At 71.6% G+C, this 24,504-nt stretch carries 21 protein-coding genes; 9 read left to right on the plus strand and 12 right to left on the minus strand.

Features of this window, described 5'->3' with window-relative positions; all coding sequences use genetic code 11:
• Positions 1-91: 91 nt before the first annotated feature.
• Entirely contained in the window at positions 92-388 is a 297-nt protein-coding gene (locus RM479_RS11125; RefSeq protein ID WP_311511636.1) for a hypothetical protein, read from the plus strand.
• Here RM479_RS11125 and RM479_RS11130 read toward each other — a convergent pair.
• Together RM479_RS11130 and RM479_RS11135 are read right to left on the minus strand one after the other, a co-directional pair.
• Positions 352-1,575, minus strand: coding sequence for a winged helix-turn-helix domain-containing protein (locus RM479_RS11130; RefSeq protein ID WP_311511637.1), 1,224 nt, complete (start codon positions 1,573-1,575; stop codon positions 352-354). The two genes, RM479_RS11125 and RM479_RS11130, sit on opposite strands and share 37 nt — an antisense overlap.
• Positions 1,576-1,612: 37 nt before the next feature.
• Complete coding sequence (locus RM479_RS11135; RefSeq protein ID WP_311511638.1) at positions 1,613-3,571, minus strand: acyl-CoA dehydrogenase family protein; 1,959 nt, start codon at positions 3,569-3,571, stop codon at positions 1,613-1,615.
• Positions 3,572-3,901: 330 nt separating this feature from the next.
• On the opposite strand from RM479_RS11135, the gene RM479_RS11140 reads away from it, so the two are divergent.
• Positions 3,902-4,732 carry an exodeoxyribonuclease III gene (locus RM479_RS11140; protein WP_311511639.1) on the plus strand — a complete coding sequence of 277 codons (831 nt, stop codon included), beginning with the start codon at positions 3,902-3,904 and terminating at the stop codon, positions 4,730-4,732.
• A complete protein-coding gene (gene rbsK, locus RM479_RS11145) occupies positions 4,729-5,643 on the plus strand; it encodes a ribokinase (protein ID WP_311511640.1) in 915 nt (304 codons plus the stop codon). Before RM479_RS11140 ends, rbsK begins: the two co-directional genes overlap by 4 nt.
• On the opposite strand, the gene RM479_RS11150 is transcribed toward rbsK, so the two are convergent.
• The 4 genes from RM479_RS11150 to RM479_RS11165 all read right to left on the minus strand — a co-directional run bounded on the left by RM479_RS11150 (position 5,618) and on the right by RM479_RS11165 (position 9,561).
• On the minus strand, positions 5,618-6,220 hold the full coding sequence (locus tag RM479_RS11150) for a YceI family protein (RefSeq protein ID WP_311511641.1): 603 nt from the start codon (positions 6,218-6,220) through the stop codon (positions 5,618-5,620). The two genes, rbsK and RM479_RS11150, sit on opposite strands and share 26 nt — an antisense overlap.
• Before the next feature lie 304 nt (positions 6,221-6,524).
• A complete protein-coding gene (argS, locus tag RM479_RS11155; protein WP_311511642.1) occupies positions 6,525-8,270 on the minus strand; it encodes an arginine--tRNA ligase in 1,746 nt (581 codons plus the stop codon).
• 32 nt (positions 8,271-8,302) lie between these two features.
• The gene (plsX, locus tag RM479_RS11160; protein ID WP_311511643.1) at positions 8,303-9,409 is read right to left on the minus strand and encodes a phosphate acyltransferase PlsX; all 1,107 of its coding nucleotides are present in this window, start codon (positions 9,407-9,409) and stop codon (positions 8,303-8,305) included.
• Complete coding sequence (locus RM479_RS11165; RefSeq protein WP_274808306.1) at positions 9,406-9,561, minus strand: hypothetical protein; 156 nt, start codon at positions 9,559-9,561, stop codon at positions 9,406-9,408. Before RM479_RS11165 ends, plsX begins: the two co-directional genes overlap by 4 nt.
• A gap of 374 nt (positions 9,562-9,935) precedes the next feature.
• On the opposite strand from RM479_RS11165, the gene RM479_RS11170 reads away from it, so the two are divergent.
• The gene (locus RM479_RS11170; protein WP_311511828.1) at positions 9,936-11,177 is read left to right on the plus strand and encodes a KamA family radical SAM protein; all 1,242 of its coding nucleotides are present in this window, start codon (positions 9,936-9,938) and stop codon (positions 11,175-11,177) included.
• A gap of 280 nt (positions 11,178-11,457) precedes the next feature.
• Here the strand turns inward: RM479_RS11170 and RM479_RS11175 are convergent, their stop codons facing one another.
• Positions 11,458-11,694 (minus strand): DUF397 domain-containing protein, encoded by a 237-nt coding sequence (locus tag RM479_RS11175; RefSeq protein ID WP_311511644.1) that lies wholly within the window; start codon positions 11,692-11,694, stop codon positions 11,458-11,460.
• Between the two features lie 415 nt (positions 11,695-12,109).
• Complete coding sequence (locus RM479_RS11180; RefSeq protein WP_311511645.1) at positions 12,110-13,021, minus strand: helix-turn-helix domain-containing protein; 912 nt, start codon at positions 13,019-13,021, stop codon at positions 12,110-12,112.
• A gap of 286 nt (positions 13,022-13,307) precedes the next feature.
• On the opposite strand from RM479_RS11180, the gene RM479_RS11185 reads away from it, so the two are divergent.
• The gene (locus RM479_RS11185) at positions 13,308-13,856 is read left to right on the plus strand and encodes an ATP-binding protein (protein WP_311511646.1); all 549 of its coding nucleotides are present in this window, start codon (positions 13,308-13,310) and stop codon (positions 13,854-13,856) included.
• A gap of 172 nt (positions 13,857-14,028) precedes the next feature.
• A complete protein-coding gene (locus RM479_RS11190; RefSeq protein ID WP_311511647.1) occupies positions 14,029-14,394 on the plus strand; it encodes an STAS domain-containing protein in 366 nt (121 codons plus the stop codon).
• Positions 14,395-14,470: 76 nt separating this feature from the next.
• On the opposite strand, the gene glmS is transcribed toward RM479_RS11190, so the two are convergent.
• Positions 14,471-16,324 carry a glutamine--fructose-6-phosphate transaminase (isomerizing) gene (gene glmS, locus RM479_RS11195; protein WP_311511648.1) on the minus strand — a complete coding sequence of 618 codons (1,854 nt, stop codon included), beginning with the start codon at positions 16,322-16,324 and terminating at the stop codon, positions 14,471-14,473.
• Positions 16,325-16,656: 332 nt separating this feature from the next.
• Between glmS and coaA the strand changes: the two genes are divergently transcribed.
• Both coaA and RM479_RS11205 read left to right on the plus strand, forming a co-directional pair.
• Positions 16,657-17,562: a type I pantothenate kinase gene (coaA, locus tag RM479_RS11200; RefSeq protein WP_311511829.1), complete on the plus strand. Its 906-nt coding sequence runs from the start codon at positions 16,657-16,659 to the stop codon at positions 17,560-17,562.
• Between the two features lie 249 nt (positions 17,563-17,811).
• Positions 17,812-19,959 carry a HelD family protein gene (locus tag RM479_RS11205; RefSeq protein ID WP_311511649.1) on the plus strand — a complete coding sequence of 716 codons (2,148 nt, stop codon included), beginning with the start codon at positions 17,812-17,814 and terminating at the stop codon, positions 19,957-19,959.
• Here RM479_RS11205 and RM479_RS11210 read toward each other — a convergent pair.
• Complete coding sequence (locus tag RM479_RS11210) at positions 19,949-20,662, minus strand: DUF998 domain-containing protein (protein ID WP_311511650.1); 714 nt, start codon at positions 20,660-20,662, stop codon at positions 19,949-19,951. The genes RM479_RS11205 and RM479_RS11210 overlap by 11 nt on opposite strands.
• A gap of 239 nt (positions 20,663-20,901) precedes the next feature.
• On the opposite strand from RM479_RS11210, the gene RM479_RS11215 reads away from it, so the two are divergent.
• Positions 20,902-21,813 (plus strand): universal stress protein, encoded by a 912-nt coding sequence (locus RM479_RS11215; RefSeq protein WP_311511651.1) that lies wholly within the window; start codon positions 20,902-20,904, stop codon positions 21,811-21,813.
• Between the two features lie 99 nt (positions 21,814-21,912).
• Here RM479_RS11215 and RM479_RS11220 read toward each other — a convergent pair whose 3' ends face one another.
• Together RM479_RS11220 and RM479_RS11225 are read right to left on the minus strand one after the other, a co-directional pair.
• Complete coding sequence (locus RM479_RS11220) at positions 21,913-23,313, minus strand: ferredoxin (RefSeq protein WP_311511652.1); 1,401 nt, start codon at positions 23,311-23,313, stop codon at positions 21,913-21,915.
• A gap of 65 nt (positions 23,314-23,378) precedes the next feature.
• A complete protein-coding gene (locus RM479_RS11225; protein WP_311511653.1) occupies positions 23,379-24,194 on the minus strand; it encodes a hypothetical protein in 816 nt (271 codons plus the stop codon).
• Positions 24,195-24,504: the final 310 nt, after the last annotated feature.

Raw genomic sequence — 24,504 nt, forward strand, 5'->3', positions numbered from 1 at the left:
CTCCGAGGCCGCGCGGCCCGCCCGCGTCCGGCGAACGCACGATCTCCGCGTTCGCCCCCGGACGCCCACCCGCTCCGGAACCATGGTCCCGGTGGCGCACGGAGCGAACGACGAAGCGGAACAACGCGGGACCGCGCTCGCCCGCGCGGGTCTCCTGGACGCCTCCGGAGCGCCCCGACGGCGTCCGGACCGGATCTTCTTCGAGCGGGCTCGCCCGGCCGCCGGAAGCGGTACACCGCTGCCCGACTTCTCCATCGGGGCGCACGCCGCGGTCTCCGGTCTCCGACTGCCGACCCGGGACGCGCGCGGATCGCGCACCTACTTCCCGACCGTCGAACTCATCTCGCCGAATCAGCGGGCCAGGGCGGGCCCGCCGGGGCCGTTGTGAAGGCCGAGCCAGGCGGCCATCTCGGTGAGGTGCTCCACCAACCGCGGCAGGGCGTCCTCCGGGGCGCCGTCCTCCAGGGTGATCCGCTGGGCGAGCAGGGTGCCCGAGGCGCGGTCGGCCTTGAGGTCGACCCGGGCCACCAGCTCCTCGCCGAGCAGGAACGGCAGCACGTAGTAGCCGTGCACCCGCTTGGCCGCCGGGGTGTAGATCTCGATGCGGTAGCGGAAGTCGAACAGCTCCTCGGCCCGATCCCGGGTCCACACCAGTGAGTCGAACGGGCTCAGCAGCGCCCGCGCGTTCACCGAGCGCGGTACGCGGGCGTCCTTGTGCAGGTAGGCGGTGCGCTCCCAGCCCCGGACCCGGACGGGCACGAGCTCGCCGGCCTCCACCAGGTCCGCGACGGCCCTGCGGGACTCGACCCCCTTGAGTCGGAAGTAGTCGCGCAGACACGGCTCCGTGGCGATCCCGTGCGCCCGCGCGGCGATGGCCACCAGCTCCCGGTGGGCGTCCTTCTCGGCCGGAGGGGGAGTGGCGTGCACCTCGGCCGGCAGCGCCCTCTCGGGCAGGTCGTAGCGACGCTCGAACCGGGAGTTGCGCCCGTTGGAGGTGAGGTCACCGATCCAGAACAGGTACTCCAGGCACCTCTTCACCTCCGACCAGTTCCACCCCCAGTGGTCCTTGGCGCGCGGCACGTCGTGGGCCAGGGCGGACTCCACCTCGCGGGCGGTGGCCGGGCCGATCCGGGCGACCTCCTCGTGCGCCGCCTTGAGCAGTTGCGGCCGCTCCTCGCGGACGCCGTTCATCCAGCCGACCTTCTCGGTCGTCCGGTTGCGTTCCATGCGGTACCGCATGAGCTGCCGGGTGGCCGGGGGCACCAGGCTCGCCTCGTGCGCCCAGCACTCGACCAGGCGCGCCGGACTCGACCCGACGGCGGTGGTGGTCGCGCGGTCCAGCAGCCCCGGGTCGTAGGCGCCCATCCGCGCGAACACCGGCAGGTACTGGCTGCGGGCCAGCACGTTCACACTGTCGATCTGGAGGATCCCGACCCTCCTGATCACCCGGCCCACATGGGCCAGGTTCGGCGTCCCGGAGGGCCGGGGGTCCGCCAGCCCCTGGGCGGCGATCGCGATCCGGCGGGCCTGGGCGAGGGACAGTTCCGCGTCGCGGCGGGGGTGCGGTTCGGGCATGCCGTCACGTTAGCCCCCGCCGCCGACATTGCGCGGCTCAGCCCATCCGTCGGTGCAGGTTCTCCTCCGTGGAGGGGCCCGGATCGGCCGGGGCGATCAGCGGCCCCGGCAGAGAGGGGTCGAGCACCCCCTCCTCCAGCCACGGGTAGGCGTCGTCCATCACCCGGCGGGCCAGCTTTCCGTCCACGTCGTCGGTGTTGGACCACAGGCCCTCGAACAGGGTCTCCACCCGCAGCCGCGACTGGCGGCAGAACACGTCGGCCATCTCGAACGGCCCGGCCCCCCGCTCGGGGTGGGTGTCCACGTCGTGGCGGGCGCGCACGATCACCGCGCTCATCGCGAACAGCTCCGCGCCGATGTCCACCACGCGGCCCAGGAACCCCTGTTTCACCTCCAACCGGCCCTGCCAGCGCGACATCCCGTAGAAGGTGGACCGGGCCAGTTTGCGGGCGGTGCGCTCCACGTACCGCAGGTGTCCGGACAGCGGACCGAACTCGACGTACGCCGACGGCAACTGCCCCCGGCCCACCGCCAGCGTCGGCAGCCAGGAGGCGTAGAAACCGGTCGCCTTGGTGAGCGCCCGGGCCTTGGTCGCCCGGTCCGCGTCCGGATCGATGATGTCCCCGGCCACCGTCAGGTGGGCGTCCACCGCCTCCCGGGCGATGAGCAGGTGCATGATCTCGGTCGATCCCTCGAAGATCCTGTTGATCCGCAGGTCGCGGAGCAACTGTTCGGCGGGGATCCCGCGTTCGCCGCGCGCCGCCAGCGACGCGGCGGTCTCGAACCCGCGCCCGCCGCGGATCTGCACGAGTTCGTCGGCGATCCGATAGGCGTGCTCGGACGCCCACAGCTTGGCGATGGCCGCCTCGATGCGGATGTCCCTGCGCTTCTCGTCGGCCATCCGGCTCGCCAGGTCGAGCATGGCCTCCATGGCGTAGGTGGTGGCGGCGATGTAGGCGATCTTCTTGGCGACCTCCTCGTGCCGGCCGACCGGCCGCCCCCACTGGACCCGCTCGCGCGACCACTCACGGGCGATCTTCGTGGCCCACTTGCCGGCGCCCACGCACAGGGCGGGCAGCGACAGCCTCCCGGTGTTGAGCGTGGACAGGGCGATGCGCAGTCCCTGTCCCTCCTCGCCGATCCGGTGGGCGGCCGGCACCCTGACCCCGTGCAGCCGGGTGAGGCCGTTCTCCAGCCCGCGCAGGCCCATGAAGCGGTTGCGCCGCTCCACGGTGATGCCCGGGGCGTCCCCCTCGACCACGAACGCGGTGATGCCGCCCCGGTGTCCGGGGCCCTCCGGTACCCGGGCCATGACCACGAGCAGGTCGGCGACGACGCCGTTGGTGGTCCACAGCTTCACGCCGTCGAGCCGGTAGGCCTCCCCGTCCTCGGTGGGCGTGGCGGTGGCCCGCAACCGGGCGGGGTCGCTGCCCACGTCGGGTTCGGTGAGCAGGAACGCGCTGATGGCCTCCCGGGCGCAGCGCGGCAGGAACTCCCGTTTCTGCTCCTCGGTCCCGAACATCGACACGGGCTGGGGCACGCCGATCGACTGGTGCGCGGACAGCAGGGCGCCGATCGCGGGGGAGACCGAGCCGACGAGGGTCAGGGCGTGGTTGTAGTGGATCTGGCTCAGTCCCAGGCCGCCGTACTCGACGGGGATCTTCATACCGAGGGCGCCCAGCTCGCGCAGTCCGGCGATGACCTCGTCGGGGATGCGATCCTCGCGTTCGACGCGCTGGGCGTCGATGCCCTCGCAGAAGTCGCGCAGTCGGGCGAGGAACGCCTCACCGCGTTCGCGTTCGGCCCGGTCGGGCCCGGGCACGGGGTGGATCAGGTCCAGGCGAAGCCGGCCCAGGTAGAGCTCCTTGGCGAAACCGGGCAGGTCGGAGGTGGCCTCGCGGGCCTGCTCGGCCACGGCTCTGGCGCGGCGTTCGTCGATCTCGGGGGTGTCATCGGCCGGGTCGTGGGCGCGGGCATCGGGGTCGACCGTCGCCATGGTCGTTCACCTCGTCCAAGGGGAGCTTGATGTGGTCTGCATCACAGCTCTACCCCCGTGCGGGCCGACCGACTCGCCACCTGCCGATCCTCCCGGGTCGCCCCGGGTGGCGCGTTGTGGAAAACCTTTGGCGAAATGCGAACCTCGGGGCCCCCTCAGCCGTCCTACGGTGCGCGACGGAAACGACCGGGCATGTGCTGGGAGTCCCGTCGGGCCCCGGTGCGGAGGACGGCCGCACCGGGGCCCACTTCCGTCGGCCCTCGCCCCCGCCTCTCCGTCGAGGCCCGCGCCTGTACGGTCGGTGTCGTCTCGAAGCCCTAGGCTTGCGCTGTGCGTATCGCGACTTGGAATGTGAACAGTGCCCGGGCCAGGGTCGAACGGATCGGCGCCTGGCTCGACCGGAGCGACGTCGACGTCCTCGCCATCCAGGAGACCAAGGCCAGGGACGATCAGTTCCCCGCCTCCGTCTTCACCGACCGCGGCTACGAGGTCGCCCACCACGGGCTCTCCCAGTGGAACGGCGTCGCGATCGCCTCGCGGGTCGGCCTGGAGGACGTGCGGATCGGTTTCCCCGGACAGCCCGGTTACGGCGACCCCGAGGAGGCCGAGGCCCGGGCCATCGGCGCCACCTGCGGCGGCGTCCAGGTATGGAGCCTGTACGTGCCCAACGGCCGGGAGATCGACCACCCCCACTACGCCTACAAGCTGCGCTGGCTGGAGGCGCTGCGCGAGGCCGGCACGGCCGCCCTGGCCGCCGACCCCGACGCGCAGATCGCCTACGTCGGCGACTTCAACATCGCCCCGCAGAACGACGACGTGTGGGACATGGCCGCGTTCGACGGCCTCACCCACGTCACCGAGCCGGAGCGGGAGGCCTTCCGCGCCCTCGTCAAGGCGGGGTTCGACGAGGTCGTCCGCGACCACGCCCCCGGCCCCGGTGTGTACACCTACTGGGATTACAAGGGGCTGGCCTTCCCCAAGCGCAGGGGCATGCGCATCGACTTCGTGCTGGCCTCGCCGGCCCTGCGCGCCCGGGTGAGCGGCGCGAGCGTCGACCGTGAGGAGCGCAAGGGCAAGGGCGCCTCCGACCACGCCCCCGTCATCGTCGGATTCGACGGTGAGGAAGGGCTGCCCCGCGACAAGAAGAAGGAGGAGGCGTGAGCGCACCCCGCGTCGCCGTCTTCGGCAGCGTCAACATGGACCTGGTCGCCTACGTGGACGTCGCGCCGGCCACCGGCGAGACCGTCACCGGCACCGCCTTCCGGCAGGTGCCCGGCGGTAAGGGCGCCAACCAGGCGGTCGCCGCCGCCCGGGCGGGCGCCGACACGGTGTTCCTCGGCGCGGTGGGCGATGACGCCTTCGGCGTCGAGCTTCGCGAGAACCTGGTGGCCGCCGGCATCGACACCACCGGCCTGCGCACCGTCACCGGTCCCTCCGGGATCGCCCACATCGTCGTGGACGGGCGGGCCGGCAACTCGATCATCGTCGTCCCCGGTGCCAACGGAGAGGTCGTCGGGACCGTGGCGGGGGACCGGGAGCTGATCGGCGGCGCGGACGCGCTCCTGCTCCAGTTGGAGCTGCCGATGGAGGCGGTCGTGGCCGCCGCGCGCGCCGGTCGCGCACTGGGCGTGCCGGTCCACCTGACCCCCGCCCCGGCGCGGGAGCTGCCCGACGAACTCCTGGAGTCGGTGGACGTGCTCATCCCCAACGAGCACGAGGCGGCGGCGATCACCGGCCGGACCGACCCGCGCGAGGCGATGACGGCGCTCTTGGAACGGGTGCCCGAGGTGCTCATCACCCTGGGCGGGGAGGGCTCCCTCTACGGGACGCGGGACGCCGAGCCCGTGCACGCCCCGGCGCTGAAGGTCGAGGCGGTGGACACCACCGCCGCGGGCGACACGTTCTGCGGCTCATTCGCGGTGGCCCGGGCCGAGGGCGCCGATCCGCGCGAGGCGATGCGCTTCGCCGCGGCGGCGGCGGCGCTGTCGGTCCAGCGGCCCGGCGCGAGTTCGTCCATGGCCTCCCGCGCGGAGGTCGAGGACCTGCTCAGGAGTCATGGCCGATCTGCTTGAGGAAGGGGGCGGGGTCCCGGTCCTGGAGACGGACCTCCAGCACGATGTCGACCTCGTCCCCGACCAGCCGCCCGCCCCAGGGCACCTCACCGCCGTCGCCGACCTTGTGGTCGGACAGGCGGATACGGGTGGAGGCGGAGAAGAACTGGCCGTACACGTCGCCGGGGAAGGCGTAGTCGGGAGCCTCGCCCACCCACTGGGCGTCCAGGGCGACGGGTGCGGTCGTGCCGTGCACGGTCAGGTCGCCGTGCAGCCGGAAGGCGTGGTGCCCGCGTCCGCCGGGTTCCACCCCGCTGGAGGTGAACCGCAGCTCGGGGTGGTTCTCCACGTCCAGGAAGTCGGCCGAGCGCAGGTGGGCGTCGCGCGCGCCGACACCGGTGTTCACACTCGCGGCGTCCATGACCACCTCGACCTTGGACGCGGTGGGATCCTCGGCGACCAGCACCCGCCCCCTGGCCCGGCCGAACGTGCCCTGCACCCGGCCGAAACGCAGGTAGTGGGCGACGAAGATGAGGCTGGAGTGGAGGGGGTCCAGGTGCCATAAACCCGGAGCGGGGCCGACCGGTGTGGATTCCATGGCGATTTCTCCTTTTTGTCTGAATGGGGTGTTTCAACACCCTAGGTCCGTCGTTCCGGCCCTACCCGGGGTTCTGGCGCGGTGAGGGGCGAGAGATCCGACTCGCTTCCTCCCGAAAAGCGGAGGAATCCTGGTGTACAAGGGAATTCGTCCGCTGTGAGAGTTCTCTCGGACGATGACCGGTCCGGGACCATGGCCACACCGACCGCGACCGTCCCGGCCGGCGCACGATCACCCCACCCGACGCACGACGAGGGGCCGGAACGCGCATCCGCGTTCCGGCCCCTCGTCGCGTGCGACGCGCCTACATGTGCTCGGGGGCCTCCACGCCCAGCAGGTCCAGACCCTGGACCAGTACCCGCAGCGCCAGCGCGATCAGGGTCAGCCGCGACTCGCGCTCGGCCTCGGTCGCCGCCGACAGCACCGGGCAGTGCTCGTAGAACGCCGTCAGCGACTGGGCCAGCTCGAACAGGTACGTGGACAGGCGGTGCGGCTGGAGCAGGTCGCCCACCTGCGCCACCACGGCGCCGAACTCCAGCAGCTTCAGCGCCAGCGCCCGCTCGGCCTCGTGGCCGATGGCGATGTCCGCCCGCGCCCGCTCCGGGGACAGGCCGCCCTTGCGGAAGATCGACCGGATCCGGGCCTGCGCGTACTGGAGGTAGGGGCCGGTGTTGCCGGTCAGAGCCAGCATGCGGTCGAAGTCGAAGGTGTACTCGGTGTCGTGCGCCACCGACAGGTCCGCGTACTTGACCGCGCCGATGCCCACCTGGCGGGCGATGGCCGCCTGCTCCTCGGCGGGCAGGTCGGGGCGGTTCTCCCGGACCACCGCTGCCGCCCGCTCGATCGCCTCGTCCAGCAGCGCCATGAGACGCACCGGGGCGCCGCTGCGGGTGCGCAGGATCTTGCCGTCGGACCCCAGCACGTTGCCGATCTGCACGTGCGTGACCTCGACGGAGTCGGGCAGCCAGCCCGCCTTGCGCGCGGTCGCCCACACCATCTTGAAGTGCATCGCCTGCGGGGCGCCCACCACGTACAGGACACGGTCGGCCTTGAGGTCGTCCACCCGGTGCCGGATGGTCGCCAGGTCGGTGGTGGGGTACCCGTAACCGCCGTCGCTCTTGCGGACGATCAGCGGCACCGGCTTGTCCTCGCGGCCGGTGAACCCCTCCAGGAAGACGCACAGGGCGCCCTCACTGATCTCGGCGATGCCCTTGGCCTCCAGGTCGTCGCACACCTCGGCGAGCATGGCGTTGTAGGTGCTCTCCCCGGCGAGGTCGTCGTCGGTGAGGGTGACGCCCAGCTCGGCGTACACCTTGTTGAAGTAGACCTTGGACAGTTCCACCAGTCCGCGCCACAGGCGCAGCGTCTCGTCGTCGCCGCCCTGGAGGGCGACCACCCGGCGCCGGGCGCGGGCCGCGAAGCCGTCCTCCTCCGGGCCGGAGGTGTCGAACTTCGTGCGCGCCGCCTGGTAGAAGGCGTTGGGGTCGGTGGTCAGCAGCCCCGCCTCGGGGGAGTCCTCGCCGACCTCCAGCAGGTGCTCGATGAGCATGCCGAAGGGGGTGCCCCAGTCGCCGATGTGGTTCTGCCGGATGACGTCGTGGCCGAGGAACTCCAGGGTACGGGCCAGGGAGTCGCCGACCACGGTCGTGCGCAGGTGGCCGACGTGCATCTCCTTGGCCACGTTGGGCGCGGAGTAGTCGATCGGGATGACGAGCCGGTCCTGGGCCGGCACGCCCAGCCGCTCGTCGTCCAGCAGAGCGCGGGTCCGTCCGGAGATCCAGTCGTCGCGCAGGGTCAGGTTGACGAAGCCCGGCCCGCTCACCTCGACGGCCGAGCAGACGTCGGAGACATCGAGGTGTTCCATGATCGCCGCGGACACCTCACGCGGCTTTCGGCCCAGTCGCTTGGCGAGCGCGAGCGCTGCGTTCGCCTGGTAGTCGGCGAACTGGGACGGGCGGATGACGGGGTCGGTGTCGGCGTACTCGGGACCGAAAGCGGCCCCGAGGGCGGACTGGACCCGTCGCGAGAGTACTTCCTGCGGGTCGGCCATGCCCCAAGCGTACCGAGCACGGAGGAGTGCGCTCAGCGGTTTTCCGCGGGCCCCTCCGACTGGGCGAGCCGGTGCAGCCATCCGGTCGGGCGGGTGTGCAGGCGGCGGCGGACGTGCTCGCCGATGTCCCCGGCGGCCAGGTCGTGGGCGAGGCGGCAGGCGTGGGCGATGCCGCGGGCCCGGCTGTCGCCGTGGGCGATGACGACGGTGCCGTTGAGGCCCAGCAGCGCGGCGCCGCCGTAGGTCTCGCTGTCCAGGCTCTCCCGCAGCGCGCGCAGCGCCTTGCGCTGGAGCAGTGCCCCGGCCTTGGCCGCCATGGAGGAGGTCAGGGCGGTGCGGACGGCGTCCATGGCGAACGAGGCGGTCCCCTCGACCGTCTTCAGCGCGACGTTCCCGGTGTGCCCGTCGGTGACGATCACGTCCACCTTGCGGGCGAGCAGGTCGTGGCCCTCGATGTTGCCGCGGTAGTCCATGACCGTGGAGTCCTCGGCCGCCGCCGCCAGGAGTTCGGCGGTCCTGCGGACCAACTTGTTGCCCTTGCCCGGCTCGGAGCCGATGGTGAGCAGGCCCACACGCGGGCGCTGCACCTTGAAGGCGGTCTGGGCGTAGGCGCATCCCAGATGCGCGAACTGCACCAGCATCTCCGGTTTGGCGTCGGCGTTGGCACCGGAGTCCACCATGATCGTCGGTGTCTCACCGGTGGGCAGGGTGACCGCCAGGGCCGGGCGCAGCACCCCGTGCTGGGTGCGCAGCCGTACGGTGGAGGTGGCCACGATGCCGCCGGTGGAGCCGGCGGAGACCAGGGCGTCGGCGTCTCCGCGCCGGATCAGTCGACAGGCGACGGCGGCGCTGGAACGGGGACGGCGCCAGCTGGCCAGCGCTCCCTCGTGCATGGCCAGGCTGTCCTCCGCGTGGACGACGGGGATGTCGCGCAGGGCGTCGTGCCTGGTGAGAAGGCCGGCGATCTGGGTACGCCGGCCGACGAGCACGACACGCAGACCCAGTTCGCGCACGGCCATGACGGCGCCTTCGACGATGTCCTCGGGCGCGTTGTCGCCGCCCATGGCGTCGACGGCGATGATCGGTGGCGAGGTGCGCCGCGGGGCGACGGACGCGTCCGCGTCGGAGGTGCCGGTCACGTGGCGTCCTTCACGGTGGGGTGGTCGGTGGGCACGCACCGTCTGCGCAGGTCCCCGCGCTGCTGCGGGCACACGCCGACGGGTGCGCGGGTGGTCTGGCAACACCGTACCGGGTCATCGGGCGGGTCCCGTGATTCGGGTTGTTCGTCCATTCATGCGAGGATGCTTGCTATATGTGCAGCTCAGGGCTGCATTTTGCTCTATTCGGGTACAAAGACCCAAGTAGGGGTATATCCGCTCGCTGGCCTGGTCGTGTGTGACACACCGGGCACGTGTGACAACCGAAGAGCAATTCCCGTTTCCGGAGGTCCCCGGGGTGCCCGCACAACGGACCCCCGGATCAGCCCTGCCCTGACCACGATCCCCCAGGGCGGTCCTGACCCACATGCATGAGAGGAGAGGCGTGAGCGTTACGCCAGAGGCGGCACTGTCCCCGTCCACCGGACGTCGGTTTCGTGCCTACACGACGAAACACATCGACGAGCTCACAGCGCGAGCCGGTCTCACCGCCGATGAGCGGCTCGCCGTGCAGGCGGTGGCCACCGTCCTGCCCTTCCGGGTCAACGGTTACGTCCTCGACGAACTGATCGACTGGGACGCCGCACCCGACGACCCCATCTACCGGCTGGTCTTCCCACAGGCCGACATGTTGCCCCAGAGCGACGTGTCCCGGATCGCCGATCTCATCCGGTCCGGAGCCCCCCGCAAGGAGCTCAACGAGGCGGCCAACGCCGTCCGCGCCCGGCTCAACCCGCACCCTGCCGGGCAGATGGACCTCAACGTCCCCAAGGTCGACGAGGAACCGATCCCCGGGATCCAGCACAAGTACAAGGAGACCGTGCTCTTCTTCCCCAAGCAGGGGCAGACCTGTCACGCGTACTGCACGTACTGTTTCCGCTGGGCCCAGTTCGTCGGCGACGCCGACCTGAAGTTCGCCTCCAGCGAGATCGACCAGTTGGTCGAGTACGTGCGCTCGCACCCCGAGATCACCAGCGTGCTCTTCACCGGCGGCGACCCGATGATCATGAGCGAGGGGGTGATCTCCAAGTACATCGAGCCGTTGCTGGAGATCGAGCACCTGGAGGCCATCCGCATCGGTACGAAGGCACTGGCCTACTGGCCGCAGCGCTTCGTCACCGACCCCGACGCCGATGACACGCTCCGGCTGTTCGAGAAGGTCGTGGCCTCGGGCAAGAACCTGGCGTTCATGGCGCACTTCTCCCACCCGAACGAGATGCGGCCGCAGATCGTGCAGGACGCCGTGCGGCGCATCCGCTCCACCGGGGCGATCATCCGCACGCAGGCGCCGTTGATCCGCACGATCAACGACGACCCGGCGACCTGGGAGGGAATGTGGCGCACCCACGTGCGCCACGGCATGGTGCCCTACTACATGTTCGTCGAACGCGACACCGGTCCCCAGGACTACTTCGCGGTGCCGTTGGCGGAGGCCTACGAGATCTTCCGCAACGCCTACAAGAACGTCTCCGGCCTGGCCCGCACCGTCCGCGGTCCGTCGATGTCGGCGACTCCGGGCAAGGTGTGCGTGGACGGCGTCACCGAGGTCGCCGGCGAGAAGGTGTTCGCGCTCCACTTCATCCAGGCGCGCGACCCCGAGCTGGTGGGCAGGCCCTTCTTCGCCGAGTACGACGAGAAGGCCGCCTGGCTGTTCGACCTCAAGCCGGCGCTGGGCGCCACCCACTTCCCGTGGGAGAAGGCCCCGGTGGGTCTGGGCGGCGGAGCGGACCTCGACCCCACCCGCCTGTAGCGGCGGACCCGGTTCGGCGGAGGAAGCGTCCCAGGCCCGCGCAGGGCATCGATCCGTGCTCCCCGCCGTCTCCGGTCCGTGAACGGTGAAACGAGGAGCCCGGCACCCCTTGAAGGGGCGCCGGGCTCCTCGCGCGTCCGCACCGTGGACGGAAGGCGGTCACCGCGCTGCCGGGGTCCGGCGCGGTGGCCATCGGCGCGGACGGCTTTCCGGGAAGGTCCGTGTCTCGGGGTCTTCGCCCCTCTCGCCCGCCGTGGGGCGGGACCGGGCGCCCGTGGCGTCAGCTCAGGAGGGCGTCGAAGTCACCGGTCTTGGCACCGCGGACGAAGGCCTCCAGCTCGGCGTGCGTGTAGACCAGCACCGGCCCGCGGGGGTCGCGCGAATTGCGCACCGCGAAGCCCCCGTCGGGGAGGGTCGCCACCTCGACGCAGTTCCCATCGGGGTTGCTCCAACTGCTCTTGGTCCACTCGACCTTGGGCAGACGGTCGGCGGGAACGCCGTTGTAGATGGTGTGCATCTCGACCTCCTGGAACTTCGGGGGACGTGTGAGCGGGGGTGTCCACGTACGGTGCCGCCGACACGTCGGGGCGGTCGTGTCGGGTCACCGGGCCACCGGGGGCGGAGGTTGGGGGAGAGATCTCCCCTTTTGCGGTTATCCGTCCTCGGTGCGCGCCCAAAGCGTAGCTTATGCACGTGCATACGTGATTACGTCGGTAATCACGTATGCAAGGGCGATGGGAAGGGAGGCGCATGTCACGGCTAACGCGGGCCCCGGGCGGCGAGGTTCCTCACCGTCCGATCGTTTCCCAGTCGTGGCCGAAGCCGGTCATCGATCCTCGGACCGTGTGCGCACACGGCGAACGCCCGGACGCGGAGCGGTACCGGGCGTTGGGTGAGGGGCCGGGGGACGGGTGGGGTGCGGGTGGCGGCCGTCAGCCGTCGTAGCGTTCGAGGGCGGAGCGCAGGATCCCCTCGGTGGCGGAGGGCGGCGGCGCCTGGGTGGCCAGGTGGTCCATCGTCTGGGCGTACAGACTGGTGTCCTCGTACTTGTCGAAGTACAGGGAGCTGCTCAGCTGTTCGAGGTAGACCACGTCGGGCAGCTGCGGTGTGGGGAAGCGCAGAATACTGAACGGTCCCCCGGCCGCCGGGTGCCCGCCCATGGTGAACGTGGCGATCTGGACGGTGATGTTGGGCCGGCGGGACATCTCGATGAGATGCTCGATCTGGCCGCGCATCACGGCGGCGTCGCCGTAGGGCCGGTGCAGCACGGCCTCGTCGACGACCGCCCACAGACGCGGGCCTCCGCCCTCGGTGAACCTGCGCTGTCTGTGCATGCGCATCTGCACGCGACTGTCGATGTCCTCCTCGGAGATCGCCGATCGGGACAGGCGGATGACGGAGCGGGCGTACCCCTCGCTCTGGAGCAGACCGGGGACGAACTGGACCTCGAAGGTCCTGATGACCGAGGCGGCCTCCTCCAGCCCCACGTAGACACCGAACCAGTGGGGCAGCACGTCGCTGTACTGGTGCCACCAGCCCTGCGCGTTGGCGCTGGTGATGAGACCGAGCAGGGCCTCGCGCTCGCCGGCGTCGTCGACCCCGTACAGCTTGAGCAGGTCCTCGACGTCGCGGTGCTTGAAGCTGACCTGCCCCAGTTCCATGCGACTGATCTTGGCGTGGGAGGCACGGATGGCGTATCCGGCGTCGTGCCGCGAAATGCCCTTCTCCTGGCGCAACTTGCGGAGCTGCGTTCCGAGAAGAATGCGCAGCACGGTCGGGCCACCACTGGAATTGGCCAGGAAATCCCGTGTGACCTGGAAGTTCTCTGCGTGATCGGCGACCACATCGCCTCCCTGTAACGGCTTTGGTGCAAGCGACCGCTCAGTATACCGAGGGGCTTCTCCCGGGAACAGGGGTTCGGAGGTGCGCGCTTCGGCGCCTTCTGTGCCACCTGTTAACCCGGATGCCCGTGTGTGAATTCTTGGATGAGGATCTACCGATAAGGGTTGTTCGTCCTATAGGCTTGCCGGGCGTTGATCTGCACGTGCATATGTGTCTTACATATGTAAGACACACTATGCCTCGCAGGCAAGGCCGAGCGAACCCGCATCACCACTCGTGAGGACCGTGATGAACGCAGAGCTGGTGTCGTCGGAGCAGGGCTCCGGGACATCCTGGAGCCGTCCCTCCCTGGCGGAGGCCCCCCGTGTCCCGGGCGGGCGGTGGACGGACCCGCTGGGCGGTGTGCCCATCGGCCGTACCGAGCGCGCCTCCGACACCGTGACCCGCTCCTTCGGCTCGGTCCCGGACTCCGTGAGCGAGGCCCGCCGCTTCGCCGATCGGGTCCTGGCGGAGTGGGGTGTGACGGAGGTCGGCGACGACGTGCGGCTCATCGTCTCCGAACTGGTCGGCAACGCCTGCCGACACGCGCTCTCCCCCGGCCGCGGTCCCGAGGCGACCCCCGTGGTGGTCCGGCTCGGCCGCACCGACGACCCCCGTGAGGTGGCCTGCCTGGTCGCCGACTCCAGTGACCGCCTCCCGCGCAAGGTGGACGCCCACCACTTCGCCGAATCCGGCCGTGGCCTGAGCCTGGTCGCCGCGTTCAGTCGCGAGTGGGGCTGGAACGCCCTGAGCGGTGGCGGGAAGATCGTGTGGGCCGTGTGCGGCGGGCGCGACTGACCCGCCTCTCCCCGGACCCCCGCCCGCGCTCCGCCGCCCTCGAACACCACCGCCGTCCCCCATGTCGCCGACGGCTCCTGTGGGGCCGTTCGGGCGAGTAGGCTGTCAACGCATGTCGGTATTCGACCGATCGCGTCCGACTGGGGAAGTTTTCCGACGCGGGGAACGAGGCGTGGACGTGCCGGACACGGGACGGGACAGGTTCATCTGCGACGGCGCCACCGTCGTCGCACTGGGCGGTGAGCTCGACCTCGCCACCGCCGAGAAGGCGTACGAGGCCATCGCGGCCGTCGCGGTGCGGGGCTGCGTGGTCGTCGACCTGTCCGAGGTGGCCTTCATCGACGCCTCCGGGGTCAACGCCCTCATCAACGCGATGCGCGTCACCACCCGGGAACGCCACCACCTGGCCCTGGCCCGCCCGCCGCGCCAGCTCTCGCGCATCCTCGACGTGCTGGACCTGCACTCCCTGCTGCCGACCCACGCCGACCTGGCCTCCGCCGTCGCCGCCCACGCCGGTAGCCGCGCCGCCGCCCACTGATCGGCCGTCCCGACCCGGCGAACGCGGCGGGGCGCGCCCGACCCCGTCGGACGCGCCCCGCTCCCCGGGGAGACGACTACTCCACGGTCACGCTCTTGGCCAGGTTGCGCGGCTGGTCCACGTCGTTGCCCTTGGCCAGGGCCAGCTCACAGGCGAACACCTGCATCGGCACCGTCGCCACGATCGGCTGGAGCAGGGTCGGCACCGCGGGGATCTCGATGATGACGTCCGAGTACGGGCGCACCGACTCGTCGCCCTCCTCGGCGATGACGATGGTGCGGGCACCGCGGGCGCGCACCTCCTGGATGTTCGACACGATCTTGTCGTGCAGCACGCTGCGCCCCTGCGGCGAGGGGACCACCACGACGACCGGAAGACCCTCCTCGATCAACGCGATCGGCCCGTGCTTGAGCTCGCCGGCCGCGAACGCCTCGGCGTGCATGTAGGCCAGTTCCTTGAGCTTGAGCGCGCCCTCCATCGCCACCGGGTAGCCGACGTGGCGGCCCAGGAACAGGACGGTGTCGGCGCCGGACAGCGACCGGGCCAGCTCGCGCACCGGCTCGATCGTGTTCAGCACCTTCTCCACCTGCTCGGGCATGGTGGCGAGCTGGGCGATGACGGCGTCGATCTCGTCGCCGAACTTCAACCCGCGCACCTGGGCCAGGTACAGGCCGATGAGGTAGCAGGCGATCAACTGGGTGATGAAGGTCTTGGTGGCGGCCACCCCGACCTCCGGGCCGGCGTGGGTGTACAGCACGCCGTCGGACTCGCGCGGGATGGTGGACCCGTTGACGTTGCAGATCGCCAGCACCTTGGCGCGCTGCTCGCGGGCGTAGCGGACCGCCATGAGGGTGTCCATGCTCTCGCCCGACTGGGAGATGGCGATGACCAGGGTCTGCCGGTCCAGGATCGGGTCCCGGTAGCGGAACTCGCTGGCCACCTCGACCTCGCACGGGATACGGCACCAGTGCTCGATGGCGTACTTGGCGATCAGACCCGCGTGATACGAGGTGCCGCAGGCGATGATGACGATCTTCTCGACCGAGCGCAGCTCCGCCGGGGACAGGCGCATCTCGTCGAGGGTCAGATCGCCCTCCACCGACAGCCGGCCCAGCAGGGTGTCGGCGATGGCGCGCGGCTGCTCGACGATCTCCTTGAGCATGAAGTAGTCGAAGCCGTCCTTCTCGGCGGCGGAGGCGTCCCAGTCGACGTGGTACTCGTTGACCTCGACCTCGTGGCCGTCGTAGTCGGTCACCCGGACCGAGTCCGGGCGCAGCTCCACGACCTGGTCCTGACCCAGCTCGACCGCCTCGCGCGTGTGCGCGATGAACGCGGCCACATCGCTGGCCAGGAAGTTCTCCCCCTCGCCGCGGCCGACGACCAGCGGAGAGTTGCGACGGGCGGCCACCACGAGGTCCGGGTCGTCCACGGAGACGGCCACCAGCGTGAAGGCGCCCTCCAGCCGCTTGCACACCGAGCGCATGGCGGCGGCCAGGTCCTTGTCGCCGCGCTTGACCAGCTCGACGTTCAGCAGGTGGGCCGCCACCTCGGTGTCGGTCTCGGAGAGGAACTTGCGGCCCTCCTCTTCGAGTTCCAACCGCAGGGCGGCGAAGTTCTCGATGATGCCGTTGTGAACGATCGCCACCCGGCCGTCGTTGTCCACGTGGGGGTGGGCGTTGACGTCATTGGGGGCGCCGTGGGTGGCCCAGCGGGTGTGTCCGATCCCGGCCCCCTCGCCGGAGATCGGATGCTCCTCCAGCGCTCGACGCAGGTTCGCGAGCTTGCCCGCCCGCTTCTGCGTGTGCAGGGCGCCCTCGCCCAGCACCGCGACACCCGCGGAGTCATATCCGCGGTACTCCAACCTCGCGAGTCCGTCCACGACGACCTGGAGCGCCGATTGAGGCCCGACGTAGCCAACGATTCCGCACATGGCCGCCAGCGTAGGCGAAAAAGGACGCCGAATCGACCAACCACCGCTTGATACCAATGCTTGTTTTCGCAGGTAACGGTATAGACCATTTGGTGTACCACGGGTAGACCGCGCAGGTGGGGGGCGTGGCGGGGGTCCGAGTGGAACCGATTCCACCCGCCCGCACCCGGCCAAAAAAATATTGTCCGACCTCTGCGTGAACGTGTGCTTTCGACCACGTTCCGTTCTCGGTTCGGGCTTACCCGGGGCCGGCCGCTCGGAGCGGGGTAGGGGCTCGTCTAGGGTGGTCATTCGTGTCTCACGCGACGAAGAACGGCTTCTCGACGCCGTACGTGGAACTGGACCGAGGGGCCTGGGCGGCCTTGCGGGCCTCCACACCGCTGTCCTTGACCGAGGCCGAACTCGCCCGGCTCCGAGGTACCACCGACCCCACGTCCCTGGAGGACGTGCGGGACATCTACCTGCCGCTGTCCCGGCTGCTCAACCTCTACGTCGCCGCCACCCAGCAGCGGCACGCCGCCGTGCGCGGCTTCCTGGGGGAGAGCGACCGCCCCTCGCCGTTCATCATCGGCGTCGCCGGCAGCGTCGCGGTCGGCAAGTCCACCACCGCGCGGCTCCTGCGCTCCCTGCTCGCCCAGTGGCCCAACCACCCCGACGTCGAACTGGTCAGCACGGACAACTTCCTCCACCCCAACGCGGTGCTGGAGGCACGCGGCCTCATGCGCCGCAAGGGTTTCCCCGAGAGCTACGACCGGCGCTCCCTGGTCCGCTTCGTCTCCGAGATGAAGGCCGGCGCGGATCGCATCGACATCCCCGTCTACTCACACCTGTCCTACGACGTCGTCCCCGGCGAGCGACAGACCGTGCACCGCCCCGACATCCTCATCGTCGAGGGCATCAACGTCCTTCAGCCCGCCACCGCCGGCCGACTGGCCGTCTCCGACTTCTTCGACTTCTCGATCTACGTCGACGCCAAGGTCGACAACATCCGCAACTGGTACCTGGACCGGTTCCGGGAACTGCGGCGCACCGCCTTCTCCGACCCGCGCTCCTACTTCCACCACATGGCCACCACCCTGCGCGAGGAGGAGGCCCTGGAGTTCGCGGCCAACACCTGGCGCACCATCAACGAGATCAACCTCGTCGAGAACATCCGACCCAGCCGGGGGCGGGCCACCCTCGTCCTCTACAAGGGCGACGACCACCGGGTCAGCCGGGTCCGACTGCGCAAGACCTGAGACGTTCGACGCGTCGGGCGTCGCGCGGAGGACCGGCCGCGCCGCGGGCGTCCGACGAGCGCGGCGACGGCCGACGAGCGCGAACACCGGACATGCCCTAGGCTGGGTCCCTTCCACGGCCCACCCCCAGGGGACGCCGTGCGCTTCACGAGGATCGGAACGAACCGGGCCCCAGGGCGACCGGGGCGGGACCCGCGCACGCGCGAGGCCGTGCCCCGCCCGTCCCGCCGAGCCCTCCCGAGGTCCGTCATGACCACGACCGATCCCACCACCACGCCCCTCGACCCCGAGCTGGCCGCCGAACGCTCCGCGCTCGACGCCGCCCGCGAGGCCCTGCGCCTGATGCGCGAAGAGGTCGAGAACACCGATCTGATGCTCGGTGACGTCTTCACCGACAAGGTCGCCAACGCCGCCCTCACCCGCGGCCGACAGCGCCGGCTGGCCGCCCTGGCCGACGTCCCCGGCGCGCCCCTGTTCTTCGGCCGTCTCGACTTCGACCCCGGTACCGTCTTCGTCGACGAGGACGCGGGGTCGGATCCCGACCGCGTGCACATCGGCCGCCGACACGTCCACGACCCGGCCGGTCGACCCCTGGTCCTGGACTGGCGGGCGCCGCTGTGCGTCGCCTACTACCGGGCCTCGCCCACCGACCCGATGAGCGTGCGGATCCGTCGCCGCTACGGGTTCACCACCGTCGACAACGGGCCCCGGGCCGACCCCGAGGTGGTGCTCACCGCCTTCGAGGACGAACACCTCGTGGGAGCGCCCGAAGCCGACGACCGGACGGGCGACCTGCTGGCCGCCGAGATCGAACGTCCCCGCACCGGGCCCATGCGCGACATCGTCGCCACCATCCAGCCCGAACAGGACGACCTGGTCCGCGCACCCCTGGGCACCACCCTGTGCGTGCAGGGGGCGCCGGGCACCGGCAAGACCGCGGTGGGCCTGCACCGCATCGCGTTCCTGCTCTACACCGAACGCGAGCGCCTGTCCCGCGCCGGAGTGGCGATCATCGGGCCGAACCGGTCGTTCCTGTCCTACATCCGCGACGTGCTGCCCGCGCTGGGCGAGGTCGACGTCACCCAGACGACCATCGTCGACCTGCTCGCCGCCGGTCTGCCCGAACGCTCGCGTCCCGCCGCCGGATGGGTGCGCCGGGTCGAGGAACCCTTCGCCGCCCGGGTCAAGGGCGACGTCCGCATGGCCGAGGTGCTCCGCCGCGACCTCTGGTCGCACCTGCGCGAACCCACCGAGACCCTCATGGTCCGTCGCGGTTCGCGCCGGTGGCGGCTCTATCCGGAGGACCTGCGCCCCCTCCTGGACGAACTCGCCGGCCGCGGCGTCGCCTACGGCTCCGGGCGCGACCTGCTGTCCCACCGCATCGCCCACGCCGTGCTCTCCCTCATGGAGTCCGAGGGGGAGGTCTGCGACGACCGCACCCACGAACAGGTCCGCCGCGACCCCGCGGTGCGCTCCATGGTCACCGCACTGTGGCCCAAGACGGACCCGCTCTCACTGGTGCTCGGCCTGCTCACCGACCCCGAACGGCTGGCCCGCGCCGCCGACGGGCTGCTCACCGCCGAAGAGCGTGCCGCCGTCCTCCTGCCGGGGAGGCCGCGCGGACCCAGGTCGGCCCGCTGGTCGGAGGAGGACCTCGCCCTCATCGACGAGGCCGCCGCGCTCATCGACCGCCCGGCGGGGCTGGGGCACATCGTCGTCGACGAGGCGCAGGACCTCAGCCCCATGCAGTGCCGGTCCGTCGGCCGCCGCTGCGAATCGGGATCGCTCACCGTACTGGGCGACATCGCGCAGGGCACCAGCCCCTCGGCCGCCCGCACCTGGTCCACCCTCCTGGAACACCTGGGCAAACCCACCGGACACCTGAGCGTCCTGGACCGGGGTTACCGGGTGCCCGCCCAGATCATCGACTTCGCCGCCCGACTCCTCCCGCGCATCGCCGCCGGCCTGGGCGCGCCCGTCGCGGTCCGCCGCGCCCCGGGCTCGCTACGGGTGACCCCGGCCGCCGACGGTCTGGCCCCGGCGGTGGCCGCGGCCTGCCGGACCGCCCTGGCGGGCGAGGGCTCGGTGGGTCTCATCGCCGCCGACGCCCACCTGCCCGCGCTGTTGGGGGAACTGGAGGCCGAAGGCCTGCGGGTGCCGCTGCTGGACGACGGGACCGGCCTGGACGCCGCCCGCCTGGTCGCCGTCCCGGCGGGTCTGGCCAAGGGCCTGGAGTTCGACGCGGTCGTGGTCGCCGAGCCCGCCGCCATCGCCGAGGCCGAGGAGCGCGGCCTCAACCGCCTCTACGTCGTCCTCACCCGCGCGGTCAGCACCCTCCACGTGGTCCACGCCCGCCCGCTCCCCGCCGACCTCGCCGACGAGGAGGTCAGCGGCTGACGGAGGTGCGGTGAGCGGTGCCGGCACGTTTCCAGGGGCCGGGCAGGACACCGGCGGTCAGCAGCCACAGGGCGACCGTGACCAGGTGCGCCCGCTCCAGGAAGCCGAGCGCGACGCCCGGGCTCCCGTCGCCGCCGGAGACCCGGACGGCCAGGGCGAGCACGGCGACGGCCGCCAGCGCCTGGAGGACGGCGAGCACCGCCACCCACACCCACGCGGAGTCACCCGCCCGACGGCGGTTCACCGCCAGGGAGACGACGCCGACCAGCGCGGCCAGGATCGTCACGGTGGCGATGACCGGCTGGGTCGCGGTGGCCCCGCCCACGCCCTCGGCCAGGGACTCCGACGCGCAGGCGACGTCGGTGGAGACCACGCACCGTCCCGGGAGCAGCGAGGCGACGAACGATGCGGTGCCGAACACCGCCATCGCCCACCACGACACCGCCGGTCGGCGGTTCGCCTCTCGCGCTCCCAGGGTCAGACCCAGGCCGGCCGCGAGCACCACCAGGATCGAGCCCGTGCGATGGGCGCTGTCCAGGAACCGGCCGAACGCCGAGTCCGGATCGGCCAGGGCGCCCTGCACGCCGCCGCCCCCGCCGGGCAGCACGACCTCCAGGGTCCACATGCTGTACACGATGGCGGCGGCCACCGCCGCGACGCGACCGTCCCTGTAGTCCCAGTGCCAATGTCCCGAGTAAGACATCGCACCCTCCGTTCCCACCCGCGATCCCCATCATCGACTCTCGGACGGAGAGGCTGTGAGCGCATCCGGTCACACCGGTCCGTTCCGGGGCCTTATGCCCCGACCGGCGCTCCCTCACCCGCCGGTCGACCCCGTGGCGGCCAACTCGCGGCGGCACCGTTATGCGCGGATGCGCCTGCGCGCGGCATCATGCAGTGACGGAGGCGGACGACGGTTCAACCGATGAAGGAGCGCACGCGATGGACGATCCGACCACGACACGTTGGCTGATCGTGGGGGTCGACGGTACCGATTCCAGCCGCCACGCGCTGGAATGGGCGGCACAGCAGGCGGCGCTGCGCGGGCTGGGAGTGCGGATCGTGGCCGCCGCGGGGGCCCTGACCTCGGTCGGCGTGTTCGGAGCGCACACCCGGGTCGACCCCGTGGCCCCTCCGGACGAGACCGACACCGGCGACGCCGAGCGCCTGCTCGCCTACGCCGCCGACTGGATCTCCCGGCTCTTCCCCGAACTGCGGGTGGAGACCCGCCTGTCGTACGCCCGCCCCGTCGAGGCCCTCCTGGTCGAGGCCGCGGGGGAGGGGTCGGCCGCCGTGGTGGTGGGCTCGCGCGGGCTGCGCGGGATCGTCGCCGCATTCGTCGGCTCGGTCGGCATCGAACTTGCCGCCCGCTCTCCCGTGCCCGTGGTGGTGCTGCCGCACGAGCACGCCGCCGCGCACGGTGTCCGGGGCCGGGTCATCGTCGGCATCGACGGCTCCGAGCCCAGCCGCCGAGCCGTCGAGTTCGCGTTCGCCCAGGCGGCCTTCGCCGATACCGAACTCGTCGCGGTGAGCGCCTGGCAGCCCCTGGTGGCCTTCGCCGCCGCCACCGGACCGATCCCACCCGAACTGTTCGACGACAACACCGCCGCCGAGGCCGCCCGCCAGTCCCTGGCCGAGGAACTCTCCGACGCCCGCCTGCGCCACCCGGAGGTCACGGTCCACAGCCGGGTGGTCCGTGCCCACCCGGTGGTGGCCCTGCTGGAGGAGGCCACCCCGGCCGACCTCATCGTGGTGGGCTCCCGCGGCCGGGGCGGGTTCCGCGGCCTCCTGCTCGGATCGGTCAGTCACTCGGTGCTCCACGGCGCCCGGGGGCCCGTCGCCATACTGCGCTAGCCGCACTCTTCCGGACCTCCGTCCGTCTCCGCCCCCGGCGGCCGGCGCCACCTCCCCCGAAGACCTCTCCTCCGCCGGCCCCCGGGGGGCGCCCGCGCCTCAAGCCTCGGGAACGCTCATGCGCAGTGCCAGGGCCGGGCACATGCGCACGGCCCGGTCCGCGTCCGCCTCCCACGAGGCCGGGACGGGCAGGTCCGGGTCCTCCGGGAACCCGTTGGCGTCCAACCGGACCAGTTCCGGCAGCAGTTCCGCGCACAGGCCGTGGCCGTCGCAACGCGACCAGTCCACGGACAACCGGGCGTACCGGTCCGCGGGCCCGTCGGGCAGTGGCAGCGCACCGCGCACCGGTCGGCCGCACCCCCCGCCCCACGCGTGCGCGGACACGTCCGAGGCGAACGCCCGCAGCGCGCTGCGGGCGAACACGGCGGCGCCGTCCGGGTGGGCGCAGGCCCCCTTGCCCTCGCCGACGCCCGACGCCGCCTCCACCGCACCCGGGTCGCCCTCCCCGCCGATGAGGGCGAGGAACGCGTCCGCCAGCGCGGGCAGCCCGCGCACGCACGGCCCGCACTGCCCGGCACTCTCCCGGGCCAGGTACCGCAGTGTCCGCGCCGTCTCGCCCAGCGGGCAGACGTTCTCGGCCAGCGGCAGCACGATGCCCGCCCCCAGCGTGCCGCCGACCTCGGCCAACCCCGCCCTGGACAGCCGGGCACGGGCCACGGCGGGCGGGGCCAGCCACGCCCCGTGGTATCCGCCGACCAGTACGGCCTGCGCGGGCGGTGACCCGCACACCCCCAGCACGTGGACGAGCGGAGTGCCGGCCGGTGCCTCCACGACGGTGTCCCCGCCGACGGTGAGCAGCACCGTTCCGGGTTGGTCGGGGGTGCCCACGGCGGCGTAGGCGTCGGCCCCGCCCGCGGCGAGCAGGGCCAGCTGGGCGTAGGTCTCGGCGTTGGAGAGCAGGGTCGGCAGTCCGCCCACCCCGCTCTCGCTCGTCCGGCGCGGGCTGCCCGGTGGCAACGGTGTTCGGCCGTTGATCCCCTCCACGAGGGCGCCCGCCTGCCCGGAGACGAACCGGTGCGGCATCCGCACCACCCGGAACGCCGTGGCGGACCGGCGTTCGGCCACCGCCTCCCGCAGCGACTCCCCGACCGGGTCGACCTCCGAGCGTCGGGTCCCGCGGTCGGCGATCCCGATGACCACCTGGGGCGAGCCCAGGGCCCGCGCCGCCAGTTCGGCCCCGTCCAGGACCAGGTGGGGGACCCGGGTGAGCAGCATCCGGTCCTTGGCGCTCCCCGGTTCGCCCTCGGCGGCGTTGACCACGACCCGGGGCCCGCACCGTCGGCGCGCCACCGCCGTCTGCACCGCCCGCAGCTTGCGCGCGAACGGGAAGCCCGCGCCCCCGCGCCCGCGCAGTCCGCCCAGTCCCGCCAGGGTGATGAGCTCGTCGACGGCCAGATCCGGCAGCGGTCCGTGCAGGTCCACATGGGTCCCGTGAGCCACTCGGCGATGGTGGTCCAGTCCCCGGGTGAGCCGGGGTTCGCCGAGGGTCAGGGTGCGCGTCCGGTTCACGGTCGACCCCCGGGGCGCAGCGACGACCAGAAGGCCAACTCGTCACCGACGGCGCCTTCGTCGGGCGGGGCCGGCGGGACGAGCGGTTCGGAGGCGGCGCGCCGCCCCTCCCCGGTCCGGTGCGGACGCCCCGTCACGACCAGACGCACGACCAGCGCGGCGCACACCGCGAGCAGGCACAGCAGGTAGCAGATCAGCACCCACCCGGGGACGGTGCGGCCGGCGGTGAGGCCGTGCACCAGGGCGAGCGGCCAGCACAGGTAGGCGCTCACGTGGACGAGCCGCCACGCCCACGGGCGGGCGCCGCCGACGAACCCGCCGCGCAGCATCCCGGTGACGGTGATGATCAGGAGGAGGTCGGTGGCGATGATCCCGCAGGCCACGGCCGGATCGACGCCCCACGGCAGGAGGGCGTGCCTCGGGAGCAACCCGGTGAAGGCGATCTGGAGCACCACGTGCGCGACCAGGAACCCCACCGAGATCAGGGCGACGGAGCGGTGCGCCGCCTGGAGGAGGGCCCGGGCCCGGGGGGCGGCCACGAGCCGGTCGGCGGCGGCCAGCCCCAGCACCGTCGCCGCGGTGAGGCCGACCAGGGCCAGCACCCCCGACGACGACCACAGCAGGTCCTGGACATGGCGCAGGAGCACGGCGTGACCGGGGGCGGTCAGCGCCAACAGGGTGTTGGCCGCCACGATCCCGATCAGCAGGGACGGCCACGGTCCGAGGCGGATCCGGCGATCGGCGCGGGTGGCGAGCGGCCGTCGGACACGGGGGGCCGGGCGGCCCCGAAGCCGTTGGAGGAGATCGAACATGACGCCCCTTCGGGCACGAGGGGAGGGGCGGCCCCGGGGGAGGGCGACACAGGGTTCGCGGGGCCCGTCAGCGGACGAAGTTAGCACCGGAACGGCGCTTCGTGGAGACCCTTCCCCGTTTTCTTTACCTTCTCAGGAAAGGATCTCCGTGCCAGAAGTTTTTTTCTTCACGGAAAATTGCTGATCAGCCATGTGATCTGAGTGTGATCTGATCTCGTTTTCCTGCGAACTCATCCGGGTCGGGTCATACTTGCCCATCACCGAGAGGTAACTCTCGCAAAAAGTTGAGGCGACCGACCATTGGATGGGA

This window comes from Nocardiopsis lambiniae (assembly GCF_031845465.1).
Lineage (GTDB): Bacteria > Actinomycetota > Actinomycetes > Streptosporangiales > Streptosporangiaceae > Nocardiopsis > Nocardiopsis lambiniae.

Bases quoted from the DNA above. Each gene is read 5' to 3' on its own strand.
- RM479_RS11130 (WP_311511637.1), bottom strand. From the start codon at position 1,575: ATGCCCGAACCGCACCCCCGCCGCGACGCGGAACTGTCCCTCGCCCAG.
- RM479_RS11135 (WP_311511638.1), bottom strand. From the start codon at position 3,571: ATGGCGACGGTCGACCCCGATGCCCGCGCCCACGACCCGGCCGATGAC.
- RM479_RS11150 (WP_311511641.1), bottom strand. From the start codon at position 6,220: ATGGAATCCACACCGGTCGGCCCCGCTCCGGGTTTATGGCACCTGGAC.
- argS (WP_311511642.1), bottom strand. From the start codon at position 8,270: ATGGCCGACCCGCAGGAAGTACTCTCGCGACGGGTCCAGTCCGCCCTC.
- RM479_RS11165 (WP_274808306.1), bottom strand. From the start codon at position 9,561: ATGGACGAACAACCCGAATCACGGGACCCGCCCGATGACCCGGTACGG.
- RM479_RS11175 (WP_311511644.1), bottom strand. From the start codon at position 11,694: ATGCACACCATCTACAACGGCGTTCCCGCCGACCGTCTGCCCAAGGTC.
- RM479_RS11185 (WP_311511646.1), top strand. From the start codon at position 13,308: ATGAACGCAGAGCTGGTGTCGTCGGAGCAGGGCTCCGGGACATCCTGG.
- glmS (WP_311511648.1), bottom strand. From the start codon at position 16,324: ATGTGCGGAATCGTTGGCTACGTCGGGCCTCAATCGGCGCTCCAGGTC.
- RM479_RS11205 (WP_311511649.1), top strand. From the start codon at position 17,812: ATGACCACGACCGATCCCACCACCACGCCCCTCGACCCCGAGCTGGCC.
- RM479_RS11210 (WP_311511650.1), bottom strand. From the start codon at position 20,662: ATGTCTTACTCGGGACATTGGCACTGGGACTACAGGGACGGTCGCGTC.
- RM479_RS11215 (WP_311511651.1), top strand. From the start codon at position 20,902: ATGGACGATCCGACCACGACACGTTGGCTGATCGTGGGGGTCGACGGT.
- RM479_RS11225 (WP_311511653.1), bottom strand. From the start codon at position 24,194: ATGTTCGATCTCCTCCAACGGCTTCGGGGCCGCCCGGCCCCCCGTGTC.